The organism is Candidatus Accumulibacter phosphatis (genome assembly GCF_000024165.1).
In the GTDB taxonomy this organism is placed as follows: Bacteria; Pseudomonadota; Gammaproteobacteria; order Burkholderiales; family Rhodocyclaceae; genus Accumulibacter; species Accumulibacter phosphatis.
Genome location: NC_013194.1, coordinates 1,872,633 through 1,895,382, shown reverse-complemented (window position 1 = coordinate 1,895,382; position 22,750 = coordinate 1,872,633). Strand labels below are relative to the sequence as shown.

General features: G+C 65.4%; 26 protein-coding genes. 13 read left to right on the top strand and 13 right to left on the bottom strand.

Features of this window, described 5'->3' with window-relative positions; all coding sequences use genetic code 11:
- Window positions 1–207 precede the first annotated feature (207 nt).
- The 5 genes from CAP2UW1_RS08355 to CAP2UW1_RS08335 form a co-directional block, all read right to left on the bottom strand.
- The gene (locus CAP2UW1_RS08355; protein WP_012806121.1) at window positions 208–405 is read right to left on the bottom strand and encodes a hypothetical protein; all 198 of its coding nucleotides are present in this window, start codon (window positions 403–405) and stop codon (window positions 208–210) included.
- Entirely contained in the window at window positions 402–1,196 is a 795-nt protein-coding gene (locus tag CAP2UW1_RS08350; protein ID WP_012806122.1) for an ExeA family protein, read from the bottom strand. The genes CAP2UW1_RS08355 and CAP2UW1_RS08350 overlap by 4 nt, the downstream gene beginning before the upstream one ends.
- A 2-nt stretch (window positions 1,197–1,198) precedes the next feature.
- Window positions 1,199–2,521, bottom strand: coding sequence for a DDE-type integrase/transposase/recombinase (locus tag CAP2UW1_RS08345; protein WP_012806985.1), 1,323 nt, complete (start codon window positions 2,519–2,521; stop codon window positions 1,199–1,201).
- A gap of 129 nt (window positions 2,522–2,650) precedes the next feature.
- Complete coding sequence (locus tag CAP2UW1_RS08340; RefSeq protein ID WP_012806124.1) at window positions 2,651–3,175, bottom strand: DUF6431 domain-containing protein; 525 nt, start codon at window positions 3,173–3,175, stop codon at window positions 2,651–2,653.
- A gap of 566 nt (window positions 3,176–3,741) precedes the next feature.
- A complete protein-coding gene (locus CAP2UW1_RS08335; RefSeq protein WP_291914042.1) occupies window positions 3,742–4,155 on the bottom strand; it encodes a carbamoyltransferase C-terminal domain-containing protein in 414 nt (137 codons plus the stop codon).
- Between the two features lie 489 nt (window positions 4,156–4,644).
- Between CAP2UW1_RS08335 and CAP2UW1_RS08330 the strand changes: the two genes are divergently transcribed.
- Window positions 4,645–5,622 (top strand): sulfite exporter TauE/SafE family protein, encoded by a 978-nt coding sequence (locus CAP2UW1_RS08330; protein ID WP_015766195.1) that lies wholly within the window; start codon window positions 4,645–4,647, stop codon window positions 5,620–5,622.
- Window positions 5,623–6,076: 454 nt separating this feature from the next.
- Here CAP2UW1_RS08330 and CAP2UW1_RS08325 read toward each other — a convergent pair whose 3' ends face one another.
- Window positions 6,077–6,328, bottom strand: coding sequence for a hypothetical protein (locus CAP2UW1_RS08325; RefSeq protein WP_041567772.1), 252 nt, complete (start codon window positions 6,326–6,328; stop codon window positions 6,077–6,079).
- A 319-nt stretch (window positions 6,329–6,647) separates the two neighbouring features.
- Here CAP2UW1_RS08325 and CAP2UW1_RS08320 point away from each other — a divergent pair, with 319 nt between their 5' ends.
- Together CAP2UW1_RS08320 and CAP2UW1_RS08315 are read left to right on the top strand one after the other, a co-directional pair.
- The gene (locus CAP2UW1_RS08320) at window positions 6,648–6,872 is read left to right on the top strand and encodes an AbrB/MazE/SpoVT family DNA-binding domain-containing protein (protein WP_015766193.1); all 225 of its coding nucleotides are present in this window, start codon (window positions 6,648–6,650) and stop codon (window positions 6,870–6,872) included.
- A 6-nt stretch (window positions 6,873–6,878) separates the two neighbouring features.
- A complete protein-coding gene (locus CAP2UW1_RS08315; RefSeq protein WP_015766192.1) occupies window positions 6,879–7,259 on the top strand; it encodes a type II toxin-antitoxin system death-on-curing family toxin in 381 nt (126 codons plus the stop codon).
- 48 nt (window positions 7,260–7,307) lie between these two features.
- On the opposite strand, the gene CAP2UW1_RS08310 is transcribed toward CAP2UW1_RS08315, so the two are convergent.
- Both CAP2UW1_RS08310 and CAP2UW1_RS08305 read right to left on the bottom strand, forming a co-directional pair.
- On the bottom strand, window positions 7,308–8,486 hold the full coding sequence (locus CAP2UW1_RS08310; protein ID WP_015766191.1) for a CaiB/BaiF CoA transferase family protein: 1,179 nt from the start codon (window positions 8,484–8,486) through the stop codon (window positions 7,308–7,310).
- 18 nt (window positions 8,487–8,504) lie between these two features.
- Window positions 8,505–9,665 carry an acyl-CoA dehydrogenase family protein gene (locus tag CAP2UW1_RS08305; protein WP_015766190.1) on the bottom strand — a complete coding sequence of 387 codons (1,161 nt, stop codon included), beginning with the start codon at window positions 9,663–9,665 and terminating at the stop codon, window positions 8,505–8,507.
- A 248-nt stretch (window positions 9,666–9,913) separates the two neighbouring features.
- Between CAP2UW1_RS08305 and CAP2UW1_RS08300 the strand changes: the two genes are divergently transcribed.
- The 9 genes from CAP2UW1_RS08300 (at window position 9,914) to CAP2UW1_RS08260 (ending at window position 16,216) form a co-directional block, all read left to right on the top strand.
- The gene (locus CAP2UW1_RS08300; protein WP_015766189.1) at window positions 9,914–10,426 is read left to right on the top strand and encodes a YbaK/EbsC family protein; all 513 of its coding nucleotides are present in this window, start codon (window positions 9,914–9,916) and stop codon (window positions 10,424–10,426) included.
- Window positions 10,427–10,452: 26 nt separating this feature from the next.
- Window positions 10,453–11,244 carry a class I SAM-dependent methyltransferase gene (locus CAP2UW1_RS08295; RefSeq protein ID WP_015766188.1) on the top strand — a complete coding sequence of 264 codons (792 nt, stop codon included), beginning with the start codon at window positions 10,453–10,455 and terminating at the stop codon, window positions 11,242–11,244.
- A 19-nt stretch (window positions 11,245–11,263) separates the two neighbouring features.
- The gene (locus CAP2UW1_RS23630) at window positions 11,264–11,611 is read left to right on the top strand and encodes a phage tail protein (RefSeq protein ID WP_015766187.1); all 348 of its coding nucleotides are present in this window, start codon (window positions 11,264–11,266) and stop codon (window positions 11,609–11,611) included.
- Between the two features lie 143 nt (window positions 11,612–11,754).
- On the top strand, window positions 11,755–12,297 hold the full coding sequence (locus CAP2UW1_RS08285; protein WP_015766186.1) for a glutaredoxin family protein: 543 nt from the start codon (window positions 11,755–11,757) through the stop codon (window positions 12,295–12,297).
- A 146-nt stretch (window positions 12,298–12,443) separates the two neighbouring features.
- A complete protein-coding gene (locus tag CAP2UW1_RS08280; RefSeq protein WP_015766185.1) occupies window positions 12,444–12,752 on the top strand; it encodes a nucleotidyltransferase family protein in 309 nt (102 codons plus the stop codon).
- Complete coding sequence (locus CAP2UW1_RS08275) at window positions 12,742–12,942, top strand: hypothetical protein (RefSeq protein ID WP_015766184.1); 201 nt, start codon at window positions 12,742–12,744, stop codon at window positions 12,940–12,942. The genes CAP2UW1_RS08280 and CAP2UW1_RS08275 overlap by 11 nt, the downstream gene beginning before the upstream one ends.
- Window positions 12,943–13,010: 68 nt before the next feature.
- A complete protein-coding gene (locus tag CAP2UW1_RS08270) occupies window positions 13,011–15,197 on the top strand; it encodes a protein-disulfide reductase DsbD family protein (protein ID WP_015766183.1) in 2,187 nt (728 codons plus the stop codon).
- 40 nt (window positions 15,198–15,237) lie between these two features.
- Window positions 15,238–15,837, top strand: a complete 600-nt coding sequence (locus tag CAP2UW1_RS08265; protein ID WP_015766182.1) for a thioredoxin family protein — start codon at window positions 15,238–15,240, stop codon at window positions 15,835–15,837.
- Between the two features lie 133 nt (window positions 15,838–15,970).
- Entirely contained in the window at window positions 15,971–16,216 is a 246-nt protein-coding gene (locus CAP2UW1_RS08260; protein ID WP_015766181.1) for a hypothetical protein, read from the top strand.
- A gap of 51 nt (window positions 16,217–16,267) precedes the next feature.
- Here CAP2UW1_RS08260 and CAP2UW1_RS08255 read toward each other — a convergent pair whose 3' ends face one another.
- The 5 genes from CAP2UW1_RS08255 to CAP2UW1_RS25475 form a co-directional block, all read right to left on the bottom strand.
- Window positions 16,268–17,437: an ABC transporter permease gene (locus CAP2UW1_RS08255; protein ID WP_015766180.1), complete on the bottom strand. Its 1,170-nt coding sequence runs from the start codon at window positions 17,435–17,437 to the stop codon at window positions 16,268–16,270.
- Window positions 17,438–17,443: 6 nt separating this feature from the next.
- Window positions 17,444–18,601, bottom strand: a complete 1,158-nt coding sequence (locus tag CAP2UW1_RS08250) for an ABC transporter permease (RefSeq protein ID WP_015766179.1) — start codon at window positions 18,599–18,601, stop codon at window positions 17,444–17,446.
- 25 nt (window positions 18,602–18,626) lie between these two features.
- Window positions 18,627–19,328 (bottom strand): ABC transporter ATP-binding protein, encoded by a 702-nt coding sequence (locus CAP2UW1_RS08245; protein ID WP_015766178.1) that lies wholly within the window; start codon window positions 19,326–19,328, stop codon window positions 18,627–18,629.
- A 22-nt stretch (window positions 19,329–19,350) separates the two neighbouring features.
- Window positions 19,351–20,619 carry an efflux RND transporter periplasmic adaptor subunit gene (locus tag CAP2UW1_RS08240; protein ID WP_015766177.1) on the bottom strand — a complete coding sequence of 423 codons (1,269 nt, stop codon included), beginning with the start codon at window positions 20,617–20,619 and terminating at the stop codon, window positions 19,351–19,353.
- A 475-nt stretch (window positions 20,620–21,094) separates the two neighbouring features.
- Window positions 21,095–21,337 carry a diguanylate cyclase gene (locus CAP2UW1_RS25475; RefSeq protein WP_199931604.1) on the bottom strand — a complete coding sequence of 81 codons (243 nt, stop codon included), beginning with the start codon at window positions 21,335–21,337 and terminating at the stop codon, window positions 21,095–21,097.
- A gap of 363 nt (window positions 21,338–21,700) precedes the next feature.
- Here CAP2UW1_RS25475 and CAP2UW1_RS24465 point away from each other — a divergent pair, with 363 nt between their 5' ends.
- The gene (locus tag CAP2UW1_RS24465; protein ID WP_012806694.1) at window positions 21,701–22,681 is read left to right on the top strand and encodes an IS110 family transposase; all 981 of its coding nucleotides are present in this window, start codon (window positions 21,701–21,703) and stop codon (window positions 22,679–22,681) included.
- The last annotated feature ends 69 nt before the right edge of the window (window positions 22,682–22,750 follow it).

The window sequence follows — 22,750 nt, the reverse complement described above, 5'->3', positions numbered from 1 at the left end:
AGATTCTGCTGATCAGGATTCCCGGAACCACGGGGAAGCCAGGAACGAGGAAAACGGAATAGTGCGGAAGAAGACCTGGACAACCATGGTGTTACGTCCCGCGATATCTGGAACTCTTCAACCCGAGCCATTCGAGGTTGAGATGATGGCAAAGTCCCACGCTGACGCCGGAAGAAGAGGTTCCGGCGTCAGCGTGGGACGAGAGGGCTAGAAGGGCTCGCCTGGAGGTATTCTCCAAGGGGCTTCGGGATCGTAGAGGTTCATCTGACGGCTGCGGTGGCGGCGAAGCTGGACGAGGTAGCGGGCCTCACAAGCAGCGGCGAGTTGGTGAAGGAACTCGCTGATCGCCGCCGCACTTTCGTCGGAGAGGCCGTCGGGGAAGAGGGAGTGAGGGCGGCGTTTCATCGCAACTCCTCGATAGCCGCTTGCAGCAGATCGTCGGGCAAATGATTGAGTGCGCGCGGCACCGCCAGACGCATGGCGGTGCGCAGGATGCGCCCGGCGTGGCGCGGCAGGCCCTTGCTGGCTTGGCGCAGGAGTTCCAGGCCGGAATCGGTGAGCAGGGTATGCGCACACCCGGCGCTCTTGAGGGCATGGCCGACGAGTTGCGCAAAGCGCTCGCGTTCGAGCACCGGTCGCAGATGCACGCGTGCCTGGATGCGGCCGGCGAGTGCGGCGTAAGACGCCCGTTCGAGGGTTTGGGCGAGGATCGGGTGACCGACCAGCCAGACAGTGATGAGATCGCGCGAATCGAAGGCGAAGTTGAGAAAAGCGGGGAAATCGCGGAAGAATTCGGGTGGCAGATTCTGCGCCTCGTCGAGGATCCAGACCGGCAGAAGTTGCTTGGCGTCGGCCAGATGATGGATATGCGCCTTGATGTCGCGCCACAGTTGGGCGCGACGATAACTCGGCTGAAGGCCGAGGGATTGGGCCAGGCACCGGTAAAGGTCTGCCCGTCCGAAATCGGTCTCGGCATGGTAGATGACTTGGTAGCGATGCGGATTGAGCTTGGCGGTCACGAGGCGCAAGGCGGCCGTCTTGCCCACGCCGGCCTCGCCGGTCAGCAGGCCGAGGCCCGGCGATTGCAGAAGCCACTGGAAGCGCTCGGCGAGTTGCGCCAGCGCACCGTCATCCCACAGCTCGGCGGCGTCCTTGCCCAGAGGCGGATGGCGCAGACCAAAGTGTTGCAGATACATCTTCAGTCTCCTTTGCGGTCGTAATACTGACGATAGGTGAGTTCGATCAGATTCGGGCCAGACGGCGAGGCGGGAGCGGCGTCTGTCGGGTCGGATTTATTTCGTTGGCGATCGAGATTGCCCAGGGCATCGAGCGGGGTCGCGGCGCCGATCCCCTTGCCGTGCTCGTCCTCGACCTCGATGACCGCCCCGCTATGCGGATCGACGACCAGACACACCGTCTTGCCGGAGAGTTCGAAAGGCACTTCGAAGCGCGCCCCCTGATACGACACCGTGCCATCCTTCCTGACTCGACGGCTGACGCGATACCGGAACAAGGCATCGAGCTGCGCGGCCAGCGCTCCCAGCGAACGAATCTTCGACAAATCCTGCTGGTAGCGCGCGAGCGGCGTCATCCCGTCGAGGCCGGCATGCGGCGTATGGTGATAGACCCGCTCCAGCCAGGCCCAGAGACGCGCATTGAGGTCCTCGAAACTGTTGATGTGGCGCTCGTCGAGTTCCGACAGGAACTGGTCGCGGCAGGTCCGGTGCCAGCGCTCCAACTTGCCCTTGCCCTCGGGCGCATAGGGCCGGCAATAGATCAGGTGAATGCCCAGGCGGGCGCAGATCCCCTGCAGGGTCTCAGCGCGGTAGGCCGCGCCGTTATCGACGACGAGCTTGATCGGGATGCCTCGCTTCAGCAGCGCCTGCTTGAGCACCCCTTCGATGTCGAGCGCCGTTTCGCCGGGGCAGAAAGCGCTGTGAGCCACCAGACGTGAGGCATCGTCGAACAGCGAGACGAGATACCCCTTGACGAGCTTGCCCTCGTGAGGCACGCGGGGACCGTGCATCACATCGCCATACCAGATGGCGCCCGCGGAAGCGGCGACGAAGCTGCGCTTCTCCTCGGGCAGGCTGGCCGAGCCGCTGATCCGCGACAGGCCGTGCTGTTGCAGCAGCCGGTGGACCGTCGAGCGCGACAGGCTGCCGCGAGCCACCGTTCCGGTGGCTTCGAGCAACTGGCGAATCTGACGGATCGAGCGGCGCGGGTTGTCGCGCTTCGCGGCAAGGATCGCGGTCTGAATGGCTTGCGATAGCTTCGATTGCCCGCGGTCGATACGGGTCTTGGGTGTCAGGCCATCGATGCCCTGGGCAAGGTAAGTGTAATACCAGCCCTGAATCGTCTTCTCGGCAACATGGCGCCGACGCGTGCCGGGAATGGTGTATTCGCGCTCGGCCAGGGCGCGGATGGTCTGCTGCAATTCGCCGTGATCCAGCCGTTCCCGGCTGGTCAGCGAACCCAGGACGGACAGGCGAAACAAGGCGATCGGATTGATTCGATTCATGACGACTCCTCGGGGTGAATGGGAGTCGTCATCAAAACAAAAGGGCCGAAATAATGCCACGAGCAAACTGTGTGGGGACCCCGCCCGGGCGGGGTCCCCACCGTCCGCCACTCGCTCGGTGTCAGGAAATCATGGGACGCTCATCTCTTGATCGAGCCAGAACATGGCCCGCGGCAGACCCAGGCTGTTGAACACCTGGTGCCAAAAACCGTGCGTGTCAACGGCCCGGCCGAGTTCGGCAAAGCGCACGCGCAGGTGAAACACAAAGTCCTTTCCCCGCTCCTGCAACCAGTTCCACCAGCGCGCGCCCGTGTGCCGGTCAGGTGGACCGCCGGGGTGCTCTGCCGCGCCGTTCAGCCGCTGCTGCAGGACTTGCTGTTGCACCGACCAGTCATACCAGCGTCGCGGTGCGATACATTCCGGCAGGCGCGAACACGTGCGTCGGCATCCGGCACAACGGTAGCGAAGGATGGGGATCGGGTTGAGCCGTGGCGGCACGGCTCGGCGGTCGGCCTTTCGCTCATAGTGACCATGCTGATGGACCACTCCCAGCCCGCAGTGCGGGCACGACTTCGGTCGATACACTTCAGCGGCCTTTTGAGTCGTCTCAACGTGCTGCTCAAGCGTGGTGATGCCGGCTACAATTCGTTGCATGGGCTGGGCTCTTTTCTATCTCGGTCGTCTCGATAACTTCCCACGATAGCAGAGGTGTTCCAGCCCTTCTCCGTCCTTCTTCATTCCGCCTTCGCTCAGGAGATCCTTCGATCTTCCTGCTCAAAGTACGCGCGATATTCAAAGCCCTTCAATCCCGTTTAGGGGCGGACGTAACACATGGGATTGGAAGCCACCGAAGAAAATCAACGAAGAAGAAACGCGACTCGCAAACCGCTAGGTCTAGGGGACTTTCAGAATGACGCTGACACCTCGGGCGAGGTGAAAGTCGGACAGGCTGCCAGTGTGGCGCAAGCCGACGCCTTTCGCGCGAACTATCGAGATCGGACTCCAGGACTGGCCCGACGGCGGCGGCGCGCACGGCAAGCCTATAGCCGTCCCCGCGACACCGGCTTGCCCAGCGCGCGGCGGCACGAGCTAACGTGCTTCGCGCGCGCCCATAGCCGGTGGCTGCTCGCCGCAATCCTGGGGCGCCACGACCTGAAGCTCAGCGATCCCTGGAATACAAAGAATGGAAGCCCTCGGGGGGGGCAAATCGGAACCCGGCCCTATTGACCAACCGGAAACACCATCCCGCCATCACAGACCAGGAAATCGATGCGGTTGTCCGCCAGCGCCTGCAAGGCCTCTGCCGGCGTGTCTACCATCGGTTCCTCGTGCGCGTTGAAGCTGGCGTTGACAACCCGAGAACCGAGTCGCTCGCCGGCAGCCAACAAGTCGTCGCCGGTGTAGGGCCAGCCGTAGCCGAGGTGGGTGAGGCGATCGCGGGTCAAGCATGACAGGCCCTGACTGGCGGTCCAGTAGTCGATGCAGGCGCCAACCGGCAAACCCGCGTCGTCCATCGCCGGTAAAACCAATACCTCGGCAATTCCCGGCGGGGCGGCCACCAACTGGCTCAGGCGTACGTCGGCGAACACCCCACCACTCATCGCAATGTGCCTGGCCGGGTGCTTCTTCCGCAAGGTTTGCAGCCAATCTCCAAGGGGACGTCATCGGTCCAGTCGCAGTCCCGCCGCGATGACAGCACGTGCGCGCGGTGATGGTTGCTGAAGTGGAGCGCGGCATCGGTGCGCAGGCCCATGTGCTTGCGCAACCGGGAAAGTCCAGGAAGGCACCGGCATCAGTGTTCTTCGGGCGGCTCATCAGGCTGGCCAGCGAGCGATCACGCTGCTAACCCAGCAGCTTGTGACGAACGTCCTTCAGCGGCACGGCACCGATCCGGAAGCAGGACGCTGGAAACTTCATGCGCGCAAAGGCCACGGCATCCAGCTGTTGCCGCTTTCGTTGGCTCTGCTTCGATTCCACTCGCGGCAACAACATCTTGACGTCCTGACTTCCCGCCGTTACCTATATATGCACAAATAGAATATACAAATCCAAATTAGTTATTTTTCGGAATAAACATTTCGTCCTATCATCAAACCAACCACTAATGAAGGCGATGCCAAGACATGAAAATTCGTCACTTGGACTTAGAAGACGTAACCGTAAATCCTGAGCATGCCGCGTTAGGAATTCCACCGATCGAGTACGAAGTCACTCATGCCGGTGACCATCCAGTAATGAAGTTGGTTGGTTGGCTGGTCTTGTCGATGCTGTTTGCGCTGTTCAGCTACTTCGTTTACCGCATATTTGGCGGAAACGGCGTAGCTGGCGGAGTGGGTTTGATACAAGACGCACTCAACGACCCCATGTTCTGGACAGCTTTTGCCGTAGGGCTGATCGCACAAGTTGTCGATGGTGCATTAGGCATGGCCTATGGCATCACTTCCACAAGTTTCCTGCTGGCTCTTGGTGCGCCTCCAGCAATGGCGAGCGGCGCAACTCATTTGGCCGAGGTGTTTACGACCGGCGTCTCTGGAGTCTCCCACTTGAGACTCGGCAATGTCTGCAGAAAACTGTTTCTTAGCCTGCTGATTCCCGGAATTCTGGGTGCGTTGATCGGCACGTATGTCTTGACCAGCATAGACGGGAACGCACTTAAGCCATTTATCGCCTTGTATTTGTTGGCAATGGGAATCTATGTGTTCAGCAAGGCTTTTCGCCATCATCGGAACAAATCGGAAATCGATACACGCAAGGTTGCTCCACTGGCGCTGTTTGGCGGCTTTATGGATACGACGGGCGGCGGTGGTTGGGGGCCTATCGTGACGACCTCACTGGTAAGCGCAGGCCATGACCCAAGAACGACGATAGGCTCAGTCAACCTGGCCGAATTCTTTCTGACCATCTCGACCGCTATCGCGTTCTTTGCGATTCTGGATCATACGGTATGGCTATTGGTTGCAGGGCTGGCAGTAGGCGGGCTATTCGCCGCACCGTTTGCGGCATTCGTTACCAAACAACTTAAGACAAAGACGTTGTTAATGCTGGTTGGCGGACTGATTTCGTTGATTAGCTTGTTCAATATCTATAAGGCGTTGGCCTGAAAGTGACGGGTGAATTTGGCGGACTTATTACTTTCTGGTTGCCCAGTTCGTAACAGGTGCGTTTGAGTTGGTAGCAGCCGTACCGACGCGCGCATCTTGCGTCGGCCAGCTCGAAGTCGAGTCTGCCGCGCGGCGCCGCTTCGCGGCCACAGCCTCCGACTGAGCGCAGAAGCGCGATGCCAGGCTCCCCGAGCTCGAACGCCTCGCCAGCGGTGGCGGTGGCCGTGTGCCGAGCCAGATGCTGCAGCCCCTGCAAGCCCTCGCCATAGCCTGCGCCCAGGTCGGCTTCGGCGACCAGCCCCTTGACCCCGGCGCGGAAGAAGCCCTGAGTACCCTCGACGGCTACCCGGCACCCTTCCCACCTTCTCCGCCGCCCGCCCGAGCTACAGGAGCGGCTCGCCGGCAGCATCGCGGCCATTCGCCACACTCGGCCGGGTCACTGAAGCGGCGACGTTCAGGTCGCCCCCGCCTGACGCAGGCGCTCGATCACCGCTGCGTCCCAGCCGAGTTCGCCGAGGATCGCGTCGGTGTGCTGCCCGAGTGCCGGCACCGCGTCCATGCACGGCGTGAAGGCATCGACGGCGCCCGACGGCAGAACAGCCCCACAGTTGGGCCGGTCGATCAACTGTTCGGAACCGAGCAGCGCAAAGCTGGCGACGATCAGCGCCTCGATTTCCTGGCGATTGGCCGTACGCCGCGGACTCAAGAGGAAGCGTGTGGATCACTCGCCACATCCGGCCTTTCGAGCACCGCGCGGCAGAACACCTCGCGCTCGCGCTCGTGCTGCAGGCCCGGCATCATCGTCCTGCCGTCGCCGGCGGTGAACGGAGCGCAAGGGGTGATCGTCGCGTGCGCAGCGGCGGCACGGCACCGTCGAAAGCGTACTGCTGGCAGAGCCAAGGCGGGCTTCGCCAACTGGCGCTTCGCTGCCACACACCGGGATGGCGATTGACCGACGGCTGCAAGCCTTGCCTGCTCGGGGTGCACGCCCTAATATAACAGCCGTTCGAACCGTGGAGCGCACCATGTTGACGCTGAAGATCACACAGATCGGAAATTCGGTCGGGGTCATCCTGCCCAAGGAGCTGCTCGCCCGGCTCAAGGTTGAGAAGGGCGACACCCTTTACGTAACCGACGCTCCCGCAGGCGTAACCCTGACGCCCTACGAACCCGACTTCGCACAGCAGCTCGAAGTTGGCCGCGAGTTCATGCGCGAGTACCGAGATACCTTCCACACACTGGCCAAGTAGCGTCCCGTGTGGACCTGGATCGACAAGCGCCTGCTCCTGCTGCTGCACGACGAAAGCCTGGCCGAGCATGGCGGCCTGGCCGGCATGCGCGACGAGGGGCTGCTCGACTCCGCCTTGGTCCGTCCGCGCAACGTGCTGGCCCACGGTGATCCGGATTTCGCCGCCCCGGCGGCCGCCTACGGCTTCGGCCTAGCGAAAAACCATCCCTTCGTCGATGGCAACAAGCGCGCGGCCTTCCTGTCAATCGGTCTTTTTCTTGCGATCAACGGTTTACGGCTCGTCGCGACGCAGGCCGATGCAACGCTGACCATGCTTGCGGTCGCCGCCGGTGAGATCGACGAAGCCGCGCTCGGCGATTGGATACGCCGCAACAGCCGTCCCCGCTGAGGGGGCAGACCAAGCGCTGATCGCCACCCCGCAGATAAGCGGCGACGTTCAGATCGCCCCCGCCTGACGCAGGCGCTCGATCGCTGCCGCGTCCCAGCCCAGTTCCCCGAGAATCGCGTCGGTGTGCTGACCGAGCGCCGGCACCGCGTCCATGCGCGGCGTGAAGGCATCGACTGCGCCCGGCGGCAGCAGCGCCGGGATCGGGCCGGCCGGCGTCGCCACCTCGGCCCACCGCCCGCGCGCGCGCAACTGCGGGTGTTCCCAGACATCATGCATATCGTTCATGCGCGCGTTGGCGATCTGCGCGGCGTCGAGCCGGCCGATCAACTGCTCGGAACTGAGCGACGCAAAGCTGGCGACGATCAGCGCCTCGAGTTCCTGGCGGTTCGCCGTGCGCCGCGAACTCGACGAGAAGCGCGGGTCGGCGGCCAGTTCCGGCCGTTCGAGCACCGCACGGCAGAACACTTCCCACTCGCGCTCGTTCTGCAGGCCCAGCATCACCGTCTTGCCGTCGCCGGCGGTGAACGGACCGTAGGGGGTGATCGTCGCATGCGCGGCGCCGGCGCGCGGCGGCGGCGTCGCACCGTCGAAGGCGTAGTACAGCGGATAGCTCATCCATTCGACCATGCTTTCGAGCATCGACACCTCGATGTGGCAGCCGCGCCCACTCCGGCCGCGCTGCAGCAGCGCCGCCAGGATATTGCTGTAGGCGTACATGCCGGCCGCGATGTCGGCGATCGAGCAACCGGCCTTGGCCGGTGCGTCAGGCGAACCGGTGATCGAGAGGAAGCCGGACTCGCTCTGGATCAGGAGGTCGTAGGCCTTCTTGTCGCGATACGGCCCGCTTGCCCCGTAGCCGGAAATGTCGCAGACGATCAGGCGCGGATGCTGCTCGCGCAGCACCTCGTACGACAGGCCGAGCCGCGCCGCGGCGCCGGGCGCCAGATTCTGCACGAGCACGTCGGCCTGCTCGAGCAGTCTGGCCAGGATGCCAGCGGCCTCAGCGTGCTTGACGTCGAGCGTCAGGCTTTCCTTCGAGCGGTTGGTCCACACGAAATGCGAGGCCAGGCCGCGCACGCGCTCGTCGTAGGCGCGCGCGAAATCGCCGGTCACGGGGCGCTCGACCTTGATCACGCGCGCGCCGAGGTCGGCCAGTTGGCGCGTGCAGAACGGCGCCGCGATGGCGTGTTCGAGGGTGACTACGGTGATGCCGTCGAGCGGACGCATGCCGGACTCCTCGCGATCTCAGAACGAGCGCGGCAGGCCGAGCAGGTGCTCGGCGACGTAGGAGAAGATCAGGTTGGTCGAGATCGGCGCCACCTGGTACAGGCGCGTCTCGCGGAACTTGCGCTCGATGTCGTATTCGTTGGCGAAACCGAAGCCGCCGTGCGTCTGCAGGCAGACGTTGGCCGCTTCCCACGAAGCCTTGGCGGCGAGGTACTTGGCCATGTTGGCCTCGGCACCGCAGGGCTGTTGCGCGTCGAACAGGGCGCAGGCCTTGAAGCGCATCAGGTTGGCCGCCTCGATCTCGATGAAGGCATCGGCGATCGGGAACTGCACGCCCTGGTTCTGGCCAATCGGCCGGTCGAAGACGATGCGCTCCTTCGCGTAGCGGCTGGCGCGCTCGACGAACCAGTAGCCGTCGCCGATGCACTCGGCGGCGATCAACGTGCGCTCGGCGTTGAGGCCGTCGAGCAGGTAGCGGAAGCCCTGCCCTTCCTCGCCGATCAGGTTCTCGGTGGGAATCTCCAGGTTGTCGAAGAAGAGTTCGTTGGTCTCGTGGTTGACCATGTTGGCGATCGGCCGCACCGAGAGGCCGTTGCCGACCGCGTCATGCAGGTCGACGATGAAGATCGACATGCCCTCGGATTTCTTCTTCACTTCGCCGAACGGTGTCGTGCGCGCCAGCAGGATCATCAGGTCCGAGTGCTGCACGCGCGAGATCCACACCTTCTGGCCGTTGACCCGGTAGCGGTCGCCGGACTTCACGGCGGTGGTCTTGATTCGCGTGGTATCGGTGCCGGTCGTCGGCTCGGTCACCGCCATCGACTGGATGCGCAGCTTGCCGGCGGCGATCCCCGGCAGATAGCGTTCCTTCTGCTCCCGGCTGCCGTTACGCAGCAGCGTTCCCATGTTGTACATCTGTCCGTGCACGGCGGCGGAATTGCCGCCGCTGCGGTTGATTTCCTCCATGATCACGCTCGCCGCAGTCAGCCCGAGGCCGGAGCCGCCGTATTCCTCGGGGATCATCGCCGACAGCCAGCCGGCGCCGATCAGCGCATCGACGAAGTCCTCGGGATAGGCGCGCTGCGCGTCGATGCGGCGGAAATACTCGTCCGGGAACTGGCGGCACAGGTCGCGCACGGCGTCGCGGATTTCCTGGTGTTCGTCGGGGGAGTTGCGCATGGTGGTCTTCTCTTCGGGCGGTAGCCGGTCGTCAGTGGCGACAAGGTCGTTCAGTCCAACCTTGCGCGCGCCGGAGGATGGAGAGTAGCAAGGCGGCGGCATTTTGCAAATCGGCATTTTCGCGGTTTATGCCTGGCGGCGTCGCCCCAGGGATCAGCTTCGCTGTGGCATACTGCCGGCCTTTCCCACGCCGCCTCGATGCGCCGCGGCCACCCCGGGTGCCGGCGCCAGACCACCCGCAAGTGCCCATGAAGCCAGAAACCAGACTCCCCGAAAGCGCCCAGCGCGTGGCCGACATGCTGCGACGGATCGGCCACGGCCAGCCGGTCGTCTTGCTGCCGGCGAGCGGCCGGACTTCCGCCGAGGCCGCCGCCGGCCTCGGCTGCCGCGTCGACGAAATCGCCAAGTCGATCATCTTCCGCCGCCTCGCCGACGATATGGCGGTGATGGTCGTCGCCAGCGGTGCAAACCGCGTCGACGAAGGGAAGGTTGCCGCTCTGGTCGGGCCGCTCGGCAAGGCCGACGCCAGCTTCGTACGCGCACACACCGGTTACGCCATCGGCGGCGTCTGCCCGATCGGGCACCTCAGGGAAACGCTCGTGCTGGTCGATGAGGATCTGCTTGGCTTCGCCAGAATCTGGGCCGCTGCCGGTCACCCGCATGCCGTTTTCGCGCTGTCGCCACAGGAACTCCTGGCGATGACGGGGGCTCAGGCGGTCGACGTCGCCTGCCGCGACGCGCTCGGCCCGCCACCCGCCTGAGACGCCTGGCAAACCGGAGCAGCACATTGGCTTCACCCTCGCCCGAACCCCTCGACACCCCGCCGCCGGCAATCGGACCACAGCTTCGTCAACTGGCGCTGCAGTTGGCCGCGGGCCTGGCCGTCCTGTCGCTGGCCTGGCCCTACTACGGCATCCGCAACGAGGAACTGCCCTGGCCGGAAACGGCTCTCGCCATCGGCGGCGTTGCCCTGCTGCTCGCCAGCCTGACCCGCCAGGCCTGGTGGTGGCGACTGATCCACCTGCTCTTCGCGCCGCTGGCCTGGGCCGTTTCCGGCCTGGCGATCGACCCCGGCTGGTTCCTGCTGCTGTTCATGCTGCTATTGCTCGTCTATCGCGGTGCGCTCGGCGGGCAGGTGCCGCTGTACTTCTCCAATCGCCCGACTGCCGCCGCGCTTGCCGAACTGACCGCCGATCTGCCGGGGCTGCGCTTTCTCGACGTCGGTGCCGGGGTCGGCAGCGTGCTCTGTCCGCTCGCCCGACAGCGGCCGGACGCGCAGTTCACCGGCGTGGAAAACGCCCCCGCGACCTGGCTCGTCGGCCGCCTGCGCACCGCCGGCCTGGCCAATTGCGACTGGCGCTGGGGCGATCTCTGGCGAACCGATTTCGCCGGCTACAACGTCGTGTACGCCTTTCTCTCGCCGGCACCGATGGCTGCCCTGTGGGAAAAGATCCAGCGCGAGATGCCGAAGGGGAGCCTGTTCGTCAGCAACAGCTTTCCCGTTCCCGGTGTCGACGCCACCCGTGAGATCGACGTCGACGACGCCCGCCAGACGCGGCTTTACTGCTACCGGATCTGAACCGGCCGCGCAATCGTCGGTGCCGGCAGCGGGCCGGGCCTTTCGCCGGCCGACCTGGGTGCTGCTGTCGATCGCCGCGAATACCGCGTTGTTTTCGCTCCTCGGCACCACCTACGGCGGCGACGGAGTCAGCACCTTCGCCCTGCCTGACCTGCGGGGCCGCACGACCGTGGGTACCGGACCGGGTTTCCCTGTCGGCGAGGTCTTCGGCGGCGACACCAACACGCTCTCCATCGCCAATCTCGCACCGCATGCGCATACGCTCCCGGAAGTCACCAGCATCCCTGAACCGGCAACGCTGGCGCTGATCGGCCTGGCCATCGGCGTACTCGGATTCGGGCGACGCCGGCAAGCGGCGCCAGCCTGATCGCCGGTCGATTCCGGCCACGGTGGCGAAGCGGCGCGCCACCGCCGGGATTGACCGCGGTTTGCGGCGCTGCCTATACTGTCGGGCACGGGGTCAGGGCACTGTCCTCGACCCAGTGCCACACTCCGACCAGCCCGCCCGCCATGTACATCACCCCAAAGCGCTGCCCGCGCTGCCGCTATGAGCGCAAGCCGAGCGACACGGCCCCCGATTGGCAATGCCCTTCCTGTGAAGTGGCCTACAACAAGGCCGAGGAGGCGGCTTCCGTGCGGCCGCTCCCCACGCAAGGAGCCAGACCGGTCCGGCGCAGCGGCGGGAGGCTGTGGTTCGTGGTCGCGCTGGTCCTGCTCGCTGCCGGCGGCATGTATGCCATGCAGGACAGGCACCGCGAGCGGGGCGCCGCGACCCGTTCGGCGACCACCCAGCCGGAAGTCGTCATGTATGCCACCACCTGGTGCGGTTATTGCGCCAGGGCGCGCGCCTTCTTCGCCGAGCACAGTATCAGCTATGTGGAACTGGACATCGAGCGCGATGCCCGCGCGGAGCAAATGAACCGCTTGCTCGGTGGAGGCGGGATCCCGACCATCCTGGTCGGCAAGGACGGGCTCGTGCACGGATTCGACGAGCGAGCCCTCTCCAGGATGCTTGGTCCGTGGATGAGAGCGCCCAGTGCATCGAGTCGGTGAACACGACGCGCCAGATCTTTGAGGCACGCGCAGACGCCCAAGCGGCTTGACGCCGGTCGCGACGCGACGGCGGCGCCATGCATCCGCGCGACGCCACTCGTCGCTTGACGACACCCTTGCGGCATAATGGGATGCGGAGACCGACCATGACCAATGTGATTGAGCAGTACCGTGACCAAGTGGCTACGCTGTGCCGGCGAACTGGCGCCAAGCGGCTGGACGTTTTCGGTTCTGCAGTGCGTGCGGACTTCAACCCGACATCCAGCGATCTCGATTTTCTCGTCGAGTTCGACGACCTTCCTCCGGCCAAGTATGCGGATACCCATTTTGCGCTGAAGGAAAGCCTCGAATCCCTGTTCGGTCGGCCGGTGGACCTCGTCACCGAGAGCAGCCTCGATAACCCGTACTTCCGCGACCGCGTCTACGCCGAACGCCGCCCGGTCTATGCACGCTGACGCGCACAAGCTGTTGTGGGACGCGCGGCGCGCTGCCGATCGCGTCGCCCTCGAACGGCACATTCCCTCCCTGCTCGGTGGCCAAGTGAGGTCGCCGGCCACGGTTCAGGCGGTGATGGCCGGCCTGGAAAAGCGGGGCATCGTCGAGTTCAGCGACAAGGCAATCAAGTACAGGATCCCGGCGGCGTAAGTCCTGCTCACCAGCATCGTCATCCTGGCGGCGTTCTGACTGCGCGTCGACGCTATACTGGTTTTCCCATGCTCTCCTTCTCCGCCCGGCATACCGACTCATTTGTTGAACGCACGTGGCGCCGGCTGACCGAGTCCCTCGTCATCGTCGTCGCACTCGCTTGGGCAGCCGTCGCGGCAGCGGCGCCGGTGCACACGCCGCATGTTGAAGCAGAACTGCTCGCCGAGCGAACCGCGCTGGTACCCGGCGAGCCGCTGACCGTTGCCCTGCGGCTGCGCATGGCGCCCGGCTGGCACGTCTACTGGCAGAACCCCGGCGACTCGGGCGTGCCGACGACGATCGCCTGGGACCTGCCGGCCGGCATCGCCGCTGGACCCATCCAGTGGCCGGCGCCGCGGGCCTTGCCTGCCGGCCCACTGATCAACTATGGCTACGAGGGCGAAGTGCTCCACCTCGTCGAACTCGCTGTCCCGGCGTCGCTCGCCGCGGTCGGCACGCAGACACTGAGGGCGCGCGTCGACTGGCTGGTCTGCAAGGAAGCCTGCATCCCCGAATCGGTCGAGCTTGGCCTGACGCTGCCGGCCGCCGCGTCGGCCGAGGCCAACCCGGCCTCGGCCACGACCATCGCGGCGACGCGCCGTGCGCTACCACGAGCACTCGCCGGATGGCAGGCAAGCGCCGCCGGCCAGGGTACGTCGATCACGCTGAGGCTTGCGCCTCCGACAGGCGCCGGCGATCCGGGAACGCTGCGCTTCTTTCCTTTCGCCGAGCGGCAGATCGAGGCGTCGGCACCACAGACACTGGCGCGCGCGGGCAATACCTATCTGCTGACGCTACCGGTGGCCAGCGATCTTGCCGGACCGCTGCCGCGGCTCAATGGTGTGCTCACCGCCAGCGGCACGCTGGGCGAAGCCGTCACCGCCGCGACGCTCGACCTGCCGCTGGCCGGCCACGTCGTTCCCGGAGCGAGGCCCGATCTGGCGACGACGACGCCAGTCGGCCCCCATCCGTCACCGGCGGCAGCCGCCCTGACGCTCTGGCTGGCGGCGCTGTCGGCGCTCGCCGGGGGTTTGCTGCTGAACCTCATGCCCTGCGTCTTTCCAGTGCTGTCGATCAAGGTGCTCGGCTTTGCCACGCACGATGATCGCCCGTCGACGCTGCACAAGGAGGCTTTCGCCTACGCGACCGGCGTGGTGCTAACTTTCGTTGCCCTCGGTCTGGCGCTGTTCGCGCTGCGCGCCGCCGGCGAACAGCTTGGCTGGGGTTTCCAGCTGCAGTCGCCGGTGGTCGTGACCGCATTGGCCGCCCTCTTCTTCGTGCTCGCGCTCAATCTCTCCGGCGTCTTCGAATTCGGCCAGTTCGCCCCGGCCAGCCTGATCGGGCTGAGCGCCCGCCGACGCAGCCTCGACGCGTTCGCCGCGGGTGTCCTCGCGGTGGTCGTTGCCTCGCCGTGCACGGCACCCTTCATGGGAGCGGCGCTCGGTTTTGCGCTCGCCGGCTCGGCCTGGGTGACGCTTCTGGTGTTTGCCGCGCTGGGCATCGGCATGGCGCTTCCCTATGTGCTGCTGGCCTGCTTTCCCGGCTGGCGGCAACATCTGCCACGGCCGGGAGCGTGGCTCGGCCGCTTCAAGCAATTGCTCGCCTACCCGCTCTATGCAACGGTGATCTGGCTGGTCTGGGTGCTCGGGGCGCAGACCGACAACGACAGCGTCGTGCGCCTGCTGCTGGCGCTGCTCGGCATTGGCTTTGCGCTGTGGGCCTGGCGCATCCTGCGCGAAGGCGGCACACGCCTGTGGGCGGCGGCGATCGCTGTCGCCTTGCTGGGGGTCGCGCTCGTTGCCTGGCCTTTGCTGACCGGGAGCCACGAGGTGAGGGTGAACACGCCCAAGGGCACTGGTACGGCCGCGACGTCGGACAGCGAATGGGAGGCTTTCACGCCAACGCGCCTGGCCGAACTGAGCGGCGCCGGGCGCACCGTCTTCGTCGATTTCACCGCCGCCTGGTGCGTCACCTGCCAGGTCAACAAGCGCCTGGTCCTCAACGACGGCGAAATCCGCAGCGCCTTTGCGCACAAGCAGGTGGCACTGCTGCGCGCCGACTGGACCCGCCGCGATCCCGCCATCACCCAGGCGCTGACCGCGCTGGGGCGCAGCGGCGTGCCGGTGTACGTTCTCTACCGTCCCGGCCGGGAACCTCTGCTGCTGCCCGAGGTCCTGCAACGACAGACGGTACTGGCGGCGCTGGCGCCGCTGTAGCGCCGACAGCATGCGTTCGACCAACCTACAGGAGAAAGCGATGAGCACTCGCATGGCGACAATCGGACTGGTACTGGCGATTCTGGCCGGCACCGCGTCGGCACAGGCACCAGGAGCGGCAGCACCCGCATTCACGATCAACGACACCGCCGGCAAACCGGTCGCGCTGGCCGACTTCAAAGGCAAGTACGTGGTGCTCGAATGGACCAACCCCGAATGTCCGTTCGTGCAGAAGCACTATGTCAGCAAGAACATGCAGGGACTGCAGAAGGAGTGGAGCGAGCGCGGCGTCGTCTGGCTGTCGATCAACTCGACGAACGCCAATCACTCCGAGTTCAAGACCGGCCCCGAAGTGGCGAACTGGATGCGGGCGCAGGGCAGCGCCCAGAAAGCGACGCTGCTCGACAGCAGCAGCGCCACCGGCCGTGCCTACGCGGCCAAGACGACGCCGCAGATGTTCGTCATCGACCCCGCAGGGACGGTGATCTACAACGGCGCCATCGACGACAAGCGGTCGACCAATCCGGCCGACGTCAAGGGCGCCAGCAACTACGTGCGCGCAGCCCTCAGCGAGGCGCTGGCCGGCAAGCCGGTAACCGTGGCATCGACCTCACCCTATGGCTGTAGTGTCAAGTACTGAGCAGTGCCCGGTGCGGCGAGCGGAGAGAAGCCATGACGCCCAATCGGCGCGGCAGGAAGGGATTGATCTGCCGGGTCGTGCAATGTGGCATAAGTCCTCGCTGCTCCGACCTGACCCTCGCTAGAATCTCGGCATGTCGAAGCAGGTTCCTCCCGCCACCCCGGAAATCAATCGCCTCCGGGCCGCCGCCGCGCTGATCCCGATCATCGAGTCCGGTTTGGTGACCTCGACACTTTCCATCGAACGGGCCGCGACCATGGCGTCATTCTGCGAGTGGACAGTGGAGCAGCCGCCTGCCGATCCAGAAGCCATCCGGCTCGCGGCAACCGTCATGAGTGGCATGAAACGCCTCAAGGCCGTTCTCTCGTCGGTAACGTGACCTTGTAGGGCGTACCCCGGCAGGCTGCCGCGGGCACCCTGCCGTCGGCTCTCAGGCCGCGCGCAGGCACTCGGCGATCTCCAGGCGTGCCGCGCGCCATGCCGGAATGAAGCCGCCAACGACGCCCATCGCCAGCGCGAAGGCCATCGACTGCAAGGCGATCGACGGCGTCAGCACGAAACGGAAGGCCAACTCGGCGAAAGTCTGGAAGTTCGTCGTCGAGATATCGACCGCCTGCATCGCACTTGCACCCGCCAACCCGAGAACGCCGCCGAGCGCAGCCAGCAGCAGCGACTCACCGAGAAACGCCAGCAGAACGGCGCCACGCCGAAACCCGAGCGCGCGCAAGGTGCCGATCTCGGCGGTGCGCGCCGCCACCGCGGCGAACATCGTGATCATCGCACCGACCACGGCGCCGATCGAGAAGATGACGGCAAGCGCCGTGCCGAGCAGGCGGATGAAGGTCGCCAGCGCCTCGCTCTGCTCAGCATAGAACACGCGTTCCGGCTTGGCTTCGAGCGATAGCCGGGGGTCCTCCTCGAGGGCCTTCCGGATGTGCTCGAAGCCCTCCGCATCGGCCAGACGCAGGACGACGGTCGAGTAGGCGTTACGCCTGAAGGCCTGCAACATCTGTTCGCCATCGCCCCAGATCTCCGAGTCGAAGCCGCTGCGCCCCGCGTCGAGAACGCCGACGACGAGCCAGTCGCGGCCGGCGAAGCGCAGCGTCTGGCCGAGGCCGACACCCTGAAAGCCGGCAGCCACGGCGCTACCGGCGACGATCTCGGAAGTGCCCGGGCGGAACATGCGGCCTTCGCCGATGCGTACCTGCGGCCGCAGTTCGCCGCCCACTGCCGACGTGCCGCGCACGGTGACGTTGCTCGGCTTGCCGCTGCCACGCTTGGGCAGATTGATCAGCACCACGGGCTCGCGGCTGACCATCGTGCGGCCCAGCGCATCGCTGGCGATTCCCGGGAGGGTCTCGATTGTTCCGGCCTGGTCGCGACCGACCGCGCTGTTGATCTCGGCGCCGGCCCCCTTGCGCAGGATGATGACGTTGTCCGCCTGGCCGGTGGCGACCAGCGTCGCGCGTATGCCTTCGCTCATCATCAGCACCGTCGCGAACACGTAGACGACCAGGGCCATGCCGAGCGCGGTGAGCAAGGTGGTCACCCTGCGCACCCACAGGTTGCGCAAGATGTAGGCAAGCGGCAGGCCCTTCACCGCCGGTCAAGCCACATGGCGCAGCCCATCGACGATGTCGATCCGGCTCATCCGCCACGCCGGCCAGGCGGCAGCGACGATGCCGACGATCGCTGCGGCCAGCAACTGCAGGCTCATCGTCAGTGGCGACACCTGGAAGACCGGGAACAGCGTGCCGGTCGCGCGCGCGAAGGCAGCCGACAGCGGCAGCGTCGCGGCGACCCCGAGGACGCCACCGATGCCGGCGATCAACAGGCTCTCGCCGTACAGCAGGCCGACCACGAAAGCCGGCGGGAAACCCAGCGCCTTGAGCGTCGCATACTCGGCCAGGCGCTCGCGCGCGGTCATCGTCATGGTATTGGCCATCACCGCCATGATGATCACAACGATGATGAAACTCACCGCCTGGATCGCCACCAGGATCGCCTCGCTCATCGACACGAAGCTGAGCTGGAACGCCTTTTCGGTCTCGCTGAGCGTCTCGGCCAGCGAATTGGCGAACAGCGCGTCGATGCGTTGCGAGATCAGGGCGGCGTTGTTCGGCTCGTCGATGCCGACGATATACACGCCGACGGCATCGGCGCGCCGGCGCGCGCTCTGGCGCAAGGATTCGTTGATGAACGACCAGTGCACGAACATCTGGTTTTCATCGGTCTTGGCGTCCACCCCGTCGTAGATCGCGCGCAGGTTGAAGGTCCAGGTTCCCGGATAGATCGTGCCGCGCAGGGGGATCGGGTCGCCGATCTGCCAACCGAATTTTTTCGCGAGTCCGCGGCCGACGACCGCTCCCTGCCGATCGCGGAAGAAGGCGAGCTTCTCGGCGTCGGCGATCAAGTACTCGGGGTAGAGCGCCAGGTAGCTCGCCGGATCGATCGCGAACTGCGGGAAGAAATTACGCTCGGTGATGTACACCCCGCCGAACCAGTTCGCCCAACTGATCGCGCGCACGCCCTCGACGGCGCGGATTCGCTGCGCGTAGTTGAGCGGCAACTGGAAAGTCAGCGAGATGCTGCTGCGCGTCACCAGGCGCGTGCTCGAGCTGGCCTCGACGCCGGCGTACCAGGCGTCGACGATGGTGCGCAGCAGACCGAAGGCGCAGATCGCCACCACCAGTCCGATCAGCGTCAGGCCGGTGCGCAGCTTGTGGCGAAAGGCGTTTTTCAGCAGGAGCCGGAGCAGGAACATCGGCCGCCTCCTGCACGCGCCGGCGTCACGCGCCGACCTCGTCGACCAGCACGCCCTTCTCGAGGTGCACCAGACGGCGCGCTCGCGCAGCAGCCTTCGGGTCGTGCGTGACCATGACGATCGTCTTGCCCATCTCGACGACGAGTTGTTCGAGCAGTCCGAGTATCTCCTCGCCAGTGACGCGGTCGAGGTCGCCGGTGGGTTCGTCGGCAACGATCAGCAGGGGGTCGCTGACCAGCGCACGCGCGATCGCCACGCGCTGCTGCTGCCCGCCGGAGAGTTCGTTCGGATAATGGTCGGCGCGGTCGGCGAGGCCCACCAGCCCGAGGACGAGGCGCGCACGCTCGGCGCGCTGGCGGCTCGACAGCCCGGTCAGCAGCAAAGGCAGTTCGACGTTGTCCTGCGCGCTGAGCACCGGCAGCAGGTTGTAGAACTGGAAGACGAAGCCGACGTTGGCGGCGCGCCAGTCGGCCAGTTCGCCTTCGCTCAGTTCGGCGATATCGACGCCGCCGATCTCGATGGTGCCGCTCGACGGCTTGTCGATGCCGGCGATCAGGTTGAGCAGCGTGCTCTTGCCTGAGCCGCTCGGACCCATCAGGGCCACGAACTCGCCTGCCGCGACGTCCATGTCGAGGTCGAGCAGCACCGGAATCACCTGGTCGCCGCGCCGATAGCCTTTCGAGAGCCCGCGGATGCGAATCAGCGGACTGGCCGGGTCAGTGCTCAAGCGCGGCTCTTCACGGCGCCGCTCACTTGCCCGAGACGACCACGCTGGCGCCGGCAGCGAGGCGTTCCGTGGGCGCCAGGACCAGGCGTTCGCCGGGCTGCAGCGGGCTGCCGGTCAGCTCCTGCGCGTCGCCGAGCTTGCGGCCAAGCGTCACCGGGACGGCTTCGACGGTCTCGCCGACCAGTCGGAAGACCACCTTGCTGCCGGCGCGCTCGGTGATCGCCCGCGGGTTGACGGCGACTACCGGCGTCTGGTCGGCGTCGCTCGCCGGCTGCGACAGAAAATTCACCTTCGCGCTCATTTCGGGCAGGATGCGCGCGTCGATCTTCTCGAAGCGGATCTTGGTCACCACCGTCGCCTTGGCGCGGTCCACCGTCGGCACGACGCGGGCAACGCTGCCGCGGAAGCGCGCATCGGGGATCGCATCGAGCGTGATCTCCACCGGCATGTCGACGCGGACCCTGGCGACATTGCTCTCGGAAACGTCCGCCTCGACCTCCAGCGTGCTCATGTCGGCCATCGTCACGACAGCGCCCGAGGTGCCCGCCGCCGCCGAGAAAGGCGTGATCATGTCGCCGACGTTGGCGTTCTTAACCAGCACCACGCCGTCGAACGGCGCGCGGATCTCGGTGTTGTCCTGGTTGACCCGCTGCACGCTCACCTGCGCCTGTGCCTGCGCGAGAGCGGCCCTGGCACTGCCGATTGCCGCGCGCCCGGCGCCGACCCCCGCGCGTGCCGCCAGCGCGCGGCGCTGTGCAGCGTCGACGGCCTGCGACGAGACGAAACCGCGGGTGCGCAAGGTCTGCTGGCGCTGGAATTCGACCTCGGCGTTGGCGGCCTCGGCCTGCGCCTGTTCGAGGTTGGCTTCCGCCTGCCGCACGCCGGCCGCTGCCTGGCCGATCGCCGCCTGCGCGACGAGCAGCGCGGCCTGCACGTCGCTGGCGTCGAGGCGGCCGATCAGTTCGCCCTGCTGCACCGGGCTCCCCTCACGCACCCGCAGCTCGATCAGTCGGCCGGTTCCCTTGGAGGCTACCGAGGCGCGCCGTTGCGCGACCACGTAGCCGGAAGCGGTCAGTTGTGTGTACTGCTGCGACGGGTAGGCGCTGAGCACGCTGGTGACCTGGACTTCGGTCTTTCCCGGTACGAGAAGGAAGGCAGCGATGCCGGCGGCGACGAGCGCACCCGCCAGCCAGCCGACCCAGCTCCGCCGGCGACGCCGAGCCGGGGCCGCGCTGCGATCGATGGTGAGCTGCGACAGCGAAGCGGCGGGGAGTTTCTCGGGTTCGGCCATGGGAGGGGGGCAGTAAGGGGGCGTCAGAAGCTCGGCTGCAGAGGCCTGAAGCGAGCCGCCAGCGGCTTTTCGCGGCGGCGTACGCAGTCGCCCCGTCAGCGCGTCGGCAGGCGGAGTATCCCGGGGCCCCTGGGTCGTGTCAAGCGCCGGACGGGCGGGTCGTCTGCCGGCGAGGGGAGCGTTATGGTTGCGCGGAGGCGCGGGGTAGCGCGTCTGGTGGGGGGCCAGCCTTGGGGCCCCGGATTTCGCTGGCGCTGCATCCGGGCTACGGCGCTGAACACCTGCGACTCGTCGGCCTGCGGCTGGCGGTACGCGCGCTTCGAGGATCGCCGGCACGATGAGGGGCGACGCTACAATCCCGTGCTGCGCGGCTTCGGGGCGGCTGCCGGTGATGTCGAACTGCGTATTGGCGTCGACCGCAGAGGGAGAAGCGCAGCCGGCGCAATTCCAGGCTGAGGAAAAGAGGGGCGAGCCCTCAAGCCAGCCGGTCGTGAAACCGGATCAAATTGCGCCCCGCCTCTTTGGCGTCGTACATCGCCGCATCGGCCCGCTGCAGGATGTCGTCCGCGTCGCCTTCATGACCCGTGAACAAGGCCACGCCGACGCTGACCGTGCACCGATGTTCGATGGCCCGCGTGGCCGTTCCCTTGTATGCTTTCTTTCGTGGCTTTTGGCTCATCTGGGAGAGGGCGGGAAGGAATGGCTGGAAGGGGGTCAAGAGAACCGTGGAATAAATGCGAGAGAGGTTTTTTCTCTCGCGTTTATGCCGCGAAAGTCTCTTGACGCCCTGTAAGCCAAGTACGCTGGAGGCAGGGGCTGGGGAGGGGTGTATCATCCCCAGCCCTGCCTCACGGCGAGTGCGGGGTTTGGGGCAGAGCCCCAAGGTGTGGGTGACGGAGAGCCGCATGAATGTTGTCGAGGAGAGTTCGGAAGGCCAGGCATAGCCCGATGTCCCTCTGGGACCTCAAGCCCGTGGATGAGCACTTGGCATGCTTGGTCAGCCGTTTGTCTGGATACCGAACAGTTGCTTGTTGGCGCGTGTCGCAAGAGCGTGACCTCGTATTTGCAAGGATGGCTATAGATGAACGTTCCGGAATTGATTTTCCCCGGCATTGATGTTGCGAAAGACACGCTCGAACTTGCTCTGGACGACCAGTCCAAGACCGAATGCATCGCCAACAGCGGGAAGGAGATCGGAGCCTTGGTGAACCGGCTGAAGCTGCTTGCGGAGCGAATTGGCGTGATCCTGTTGGAGGCCACGGGTGGCTATGAGCGCCCAGTGGCAGCGGCGCTCTGTGCGGCCGGTCTGCCGGTGATGGTGGTGAATCCACGGCAGGCGAGGGATTTCGCGAAATCAATGGGATACCTCGCCAAGACGGACGCCATTGATGCGCGAGTGCTCTCGCACTTTGGGAGAACGCTGCACCAGTCCGCGCAGCGGGAGCGGCTGTTGATGAAACTGCCCGACGCCAACCAGGAGGCACTGGAAGCCTTGCTGGTGCGCCACAACCAGTTGGTCGCCATGCGCGTGGCGGAGGCAAACCGCTTGGCCACGAGCCATCCGTCGCAGCACAAAAGCATCAAGCTGGTACTCAAGATGCTCGATCGGCAGATTGCGCTGATTGACAAGAACATCGATGGCATGTTGAAGGGACATTTTGCTCAGAAGCTCGCGTTGTTCAAGGATTTCAAAGGAGTCGGGCCCTGCATGCAAGCGGCTCTGATGGGCGCCTTGCCTGAGTTGGGGCAACTCACCCATGCGCAAATTGGCAAGCTGGTCGGCGTGGCTCCCTTGAACGCGGACAGCGGTCGCCACAAGGGCAAGCGCATCACCTGGGGGGGTCGCGCGACAGTGCGTACCACTTTATACATGGCGGCCCTGAGCGCCATACGGTACAACCCGGTGATCAAGATCTTCTACGAACGGTTGCTCGCCAAAGGCAAGCTCAAAAAGGTCGCCTTGGTCGCTTGCATGCATAAGATGCTGACGATTATGAACGCGATCGTCAAATCGGGTATCCCCTGGAATCCAGAACACCCAAACGCCCCTAAAAACGCTTGACTTGGAACACAGTTGCTCATCCCGGATGCTCAGCCGATACGGTTGCGACAAGCTGAGACGGATTTTCTC

Bases quoted from the DNA above. Each gene is read 5' to 3' on its own strand.
- CAP2UW1_RS08300 (WP_015766189.1), top strand. From the start codon at position 9,914: ATGAAGCCAGAAACCAGACTCCCCGAAAGCGCCCAGCGCGTGGCCGAC.
- CAP2UW1_RS24465 (WP_012806694.1), top strand. From the start codon at position 21,701: ATGAACGTTCCGGAATTGATTTTCCCCGGCATTGATGTTGCGAAAGAC.
- CAP2UW1_RS08350 (WP_012806122.1), bottom strand. From the start codon at position 1,196: ATGTATCTGCAACACTTTGGTCTGCGCCATCCGCCTCTGGGCAAGGAC.
- CAP2UW1_RS08340 (WP_012806124.1), bottom strand. From the start codon at position 3,175: ATGCAACGAATTGTAGCCGGCATCACCACGCTTGAGCAGCACGTTGAG.
- CAP2UW1_RS08270 (WP_015766183.1), top strand. From the start codon at position 13,011: ATGCTCTCCTTCTCCGCCCGGCATACCGACTCATTTGTTGAACGCACG.
- CAP2UW1_RS08280 (WP_015766185.1), top strand. From the start codon at position 12,444: ATGACCAATGTGATTGAGCAGTACCGTGACCAAGTGGCTACGCTGTGC.
- CAP2UW1_RS08305 (WP_015766190.1), bottom strand. From the start codon at position 9,665: ATGCGCAACTCCCCCGACGAACACCAGGAAATCCGCGACGCCGTGCGC.
- CAP2UW1_RS08285 (WP_015766186.1), top strand. From the start codon at position 11,755: ATGTACATCACCCCAAAGCGCTGCCCGCGCTGCCGCTATGAGCGCAAG.
- CAP2UW1_RS08330 (WP_015766195.1), top strand. From the start codon at position 4,645: ATGAAAATTCGTCACTTGGACTTAGAAGACGTAACCGTAAATCCTGAG.
- CAP2UW1_RS08275 (WP_015766184.1), top strand. From the start codon at position 12,742: ATGCACGCTGACGCGCACAAGCTGTTGTGGGACGCGCGGCGCGCTGCC.
- CAP2UW1_RS08250 (WP_015766179.1), bottom strand. From the start codon at position 18,601: ATGTTCCTGCTCCGGCTCCTGCTGAAAAACGCCTTTCGCCACAAGCTG.
- CAP2UW1_RS08355 (WP_012806121.1), bottom strand. From the start codon at position 405: ATGAAACGCCGCCCTCACTCCCTCTTCCCCGACGGCCTCTCCGACGAA.
- CAP2UW1_RS08265 (WP_015766182.1), top strand. From the start codon at position 15,238: ATGAGCACTCGCATGGCGACAATCGGACTGGTACTGGCGATTCTGGCC.
- CAP2UW1_RS08310 (WP_015766191.1), bottom strand. From the start codon at position 8,486: ATGCGTCCGCTCGACGGCATCACCGTAGTCACCCTCGAACACGCCATC.
- CAP2UW1_RS08240 (WP_015766177.1), bottom strand. From the start codon at position 20,619: ATGGCCGAACCCGAGAAACTCCCCGCCGCTTCGCTGTCGCAGCTCACC.
- CAP2UW1_RS08345 (WP_012806985.1), bottom strand. From the start codon at position 2,521: ATGAATCGAATCAATCCGATCGCCTTGTTTCGCCTGTCCGTCCTGGGT.
- CAP2UW1_RS08320 (WP_015766193.1), top strand. From the start codon at position 6,648: ATGTTGACGCTGAAGATCACACAGATCGGAAATTCGGTCGGGGTCATC.
- CAP2UW1_RS08260 (WP_015766181.1), top strand. From the start codon at position 15,971: ATGTCGAAGCAGGTTCCTCCCGCCACCCCGGAAATCAATCGCCTCCGG.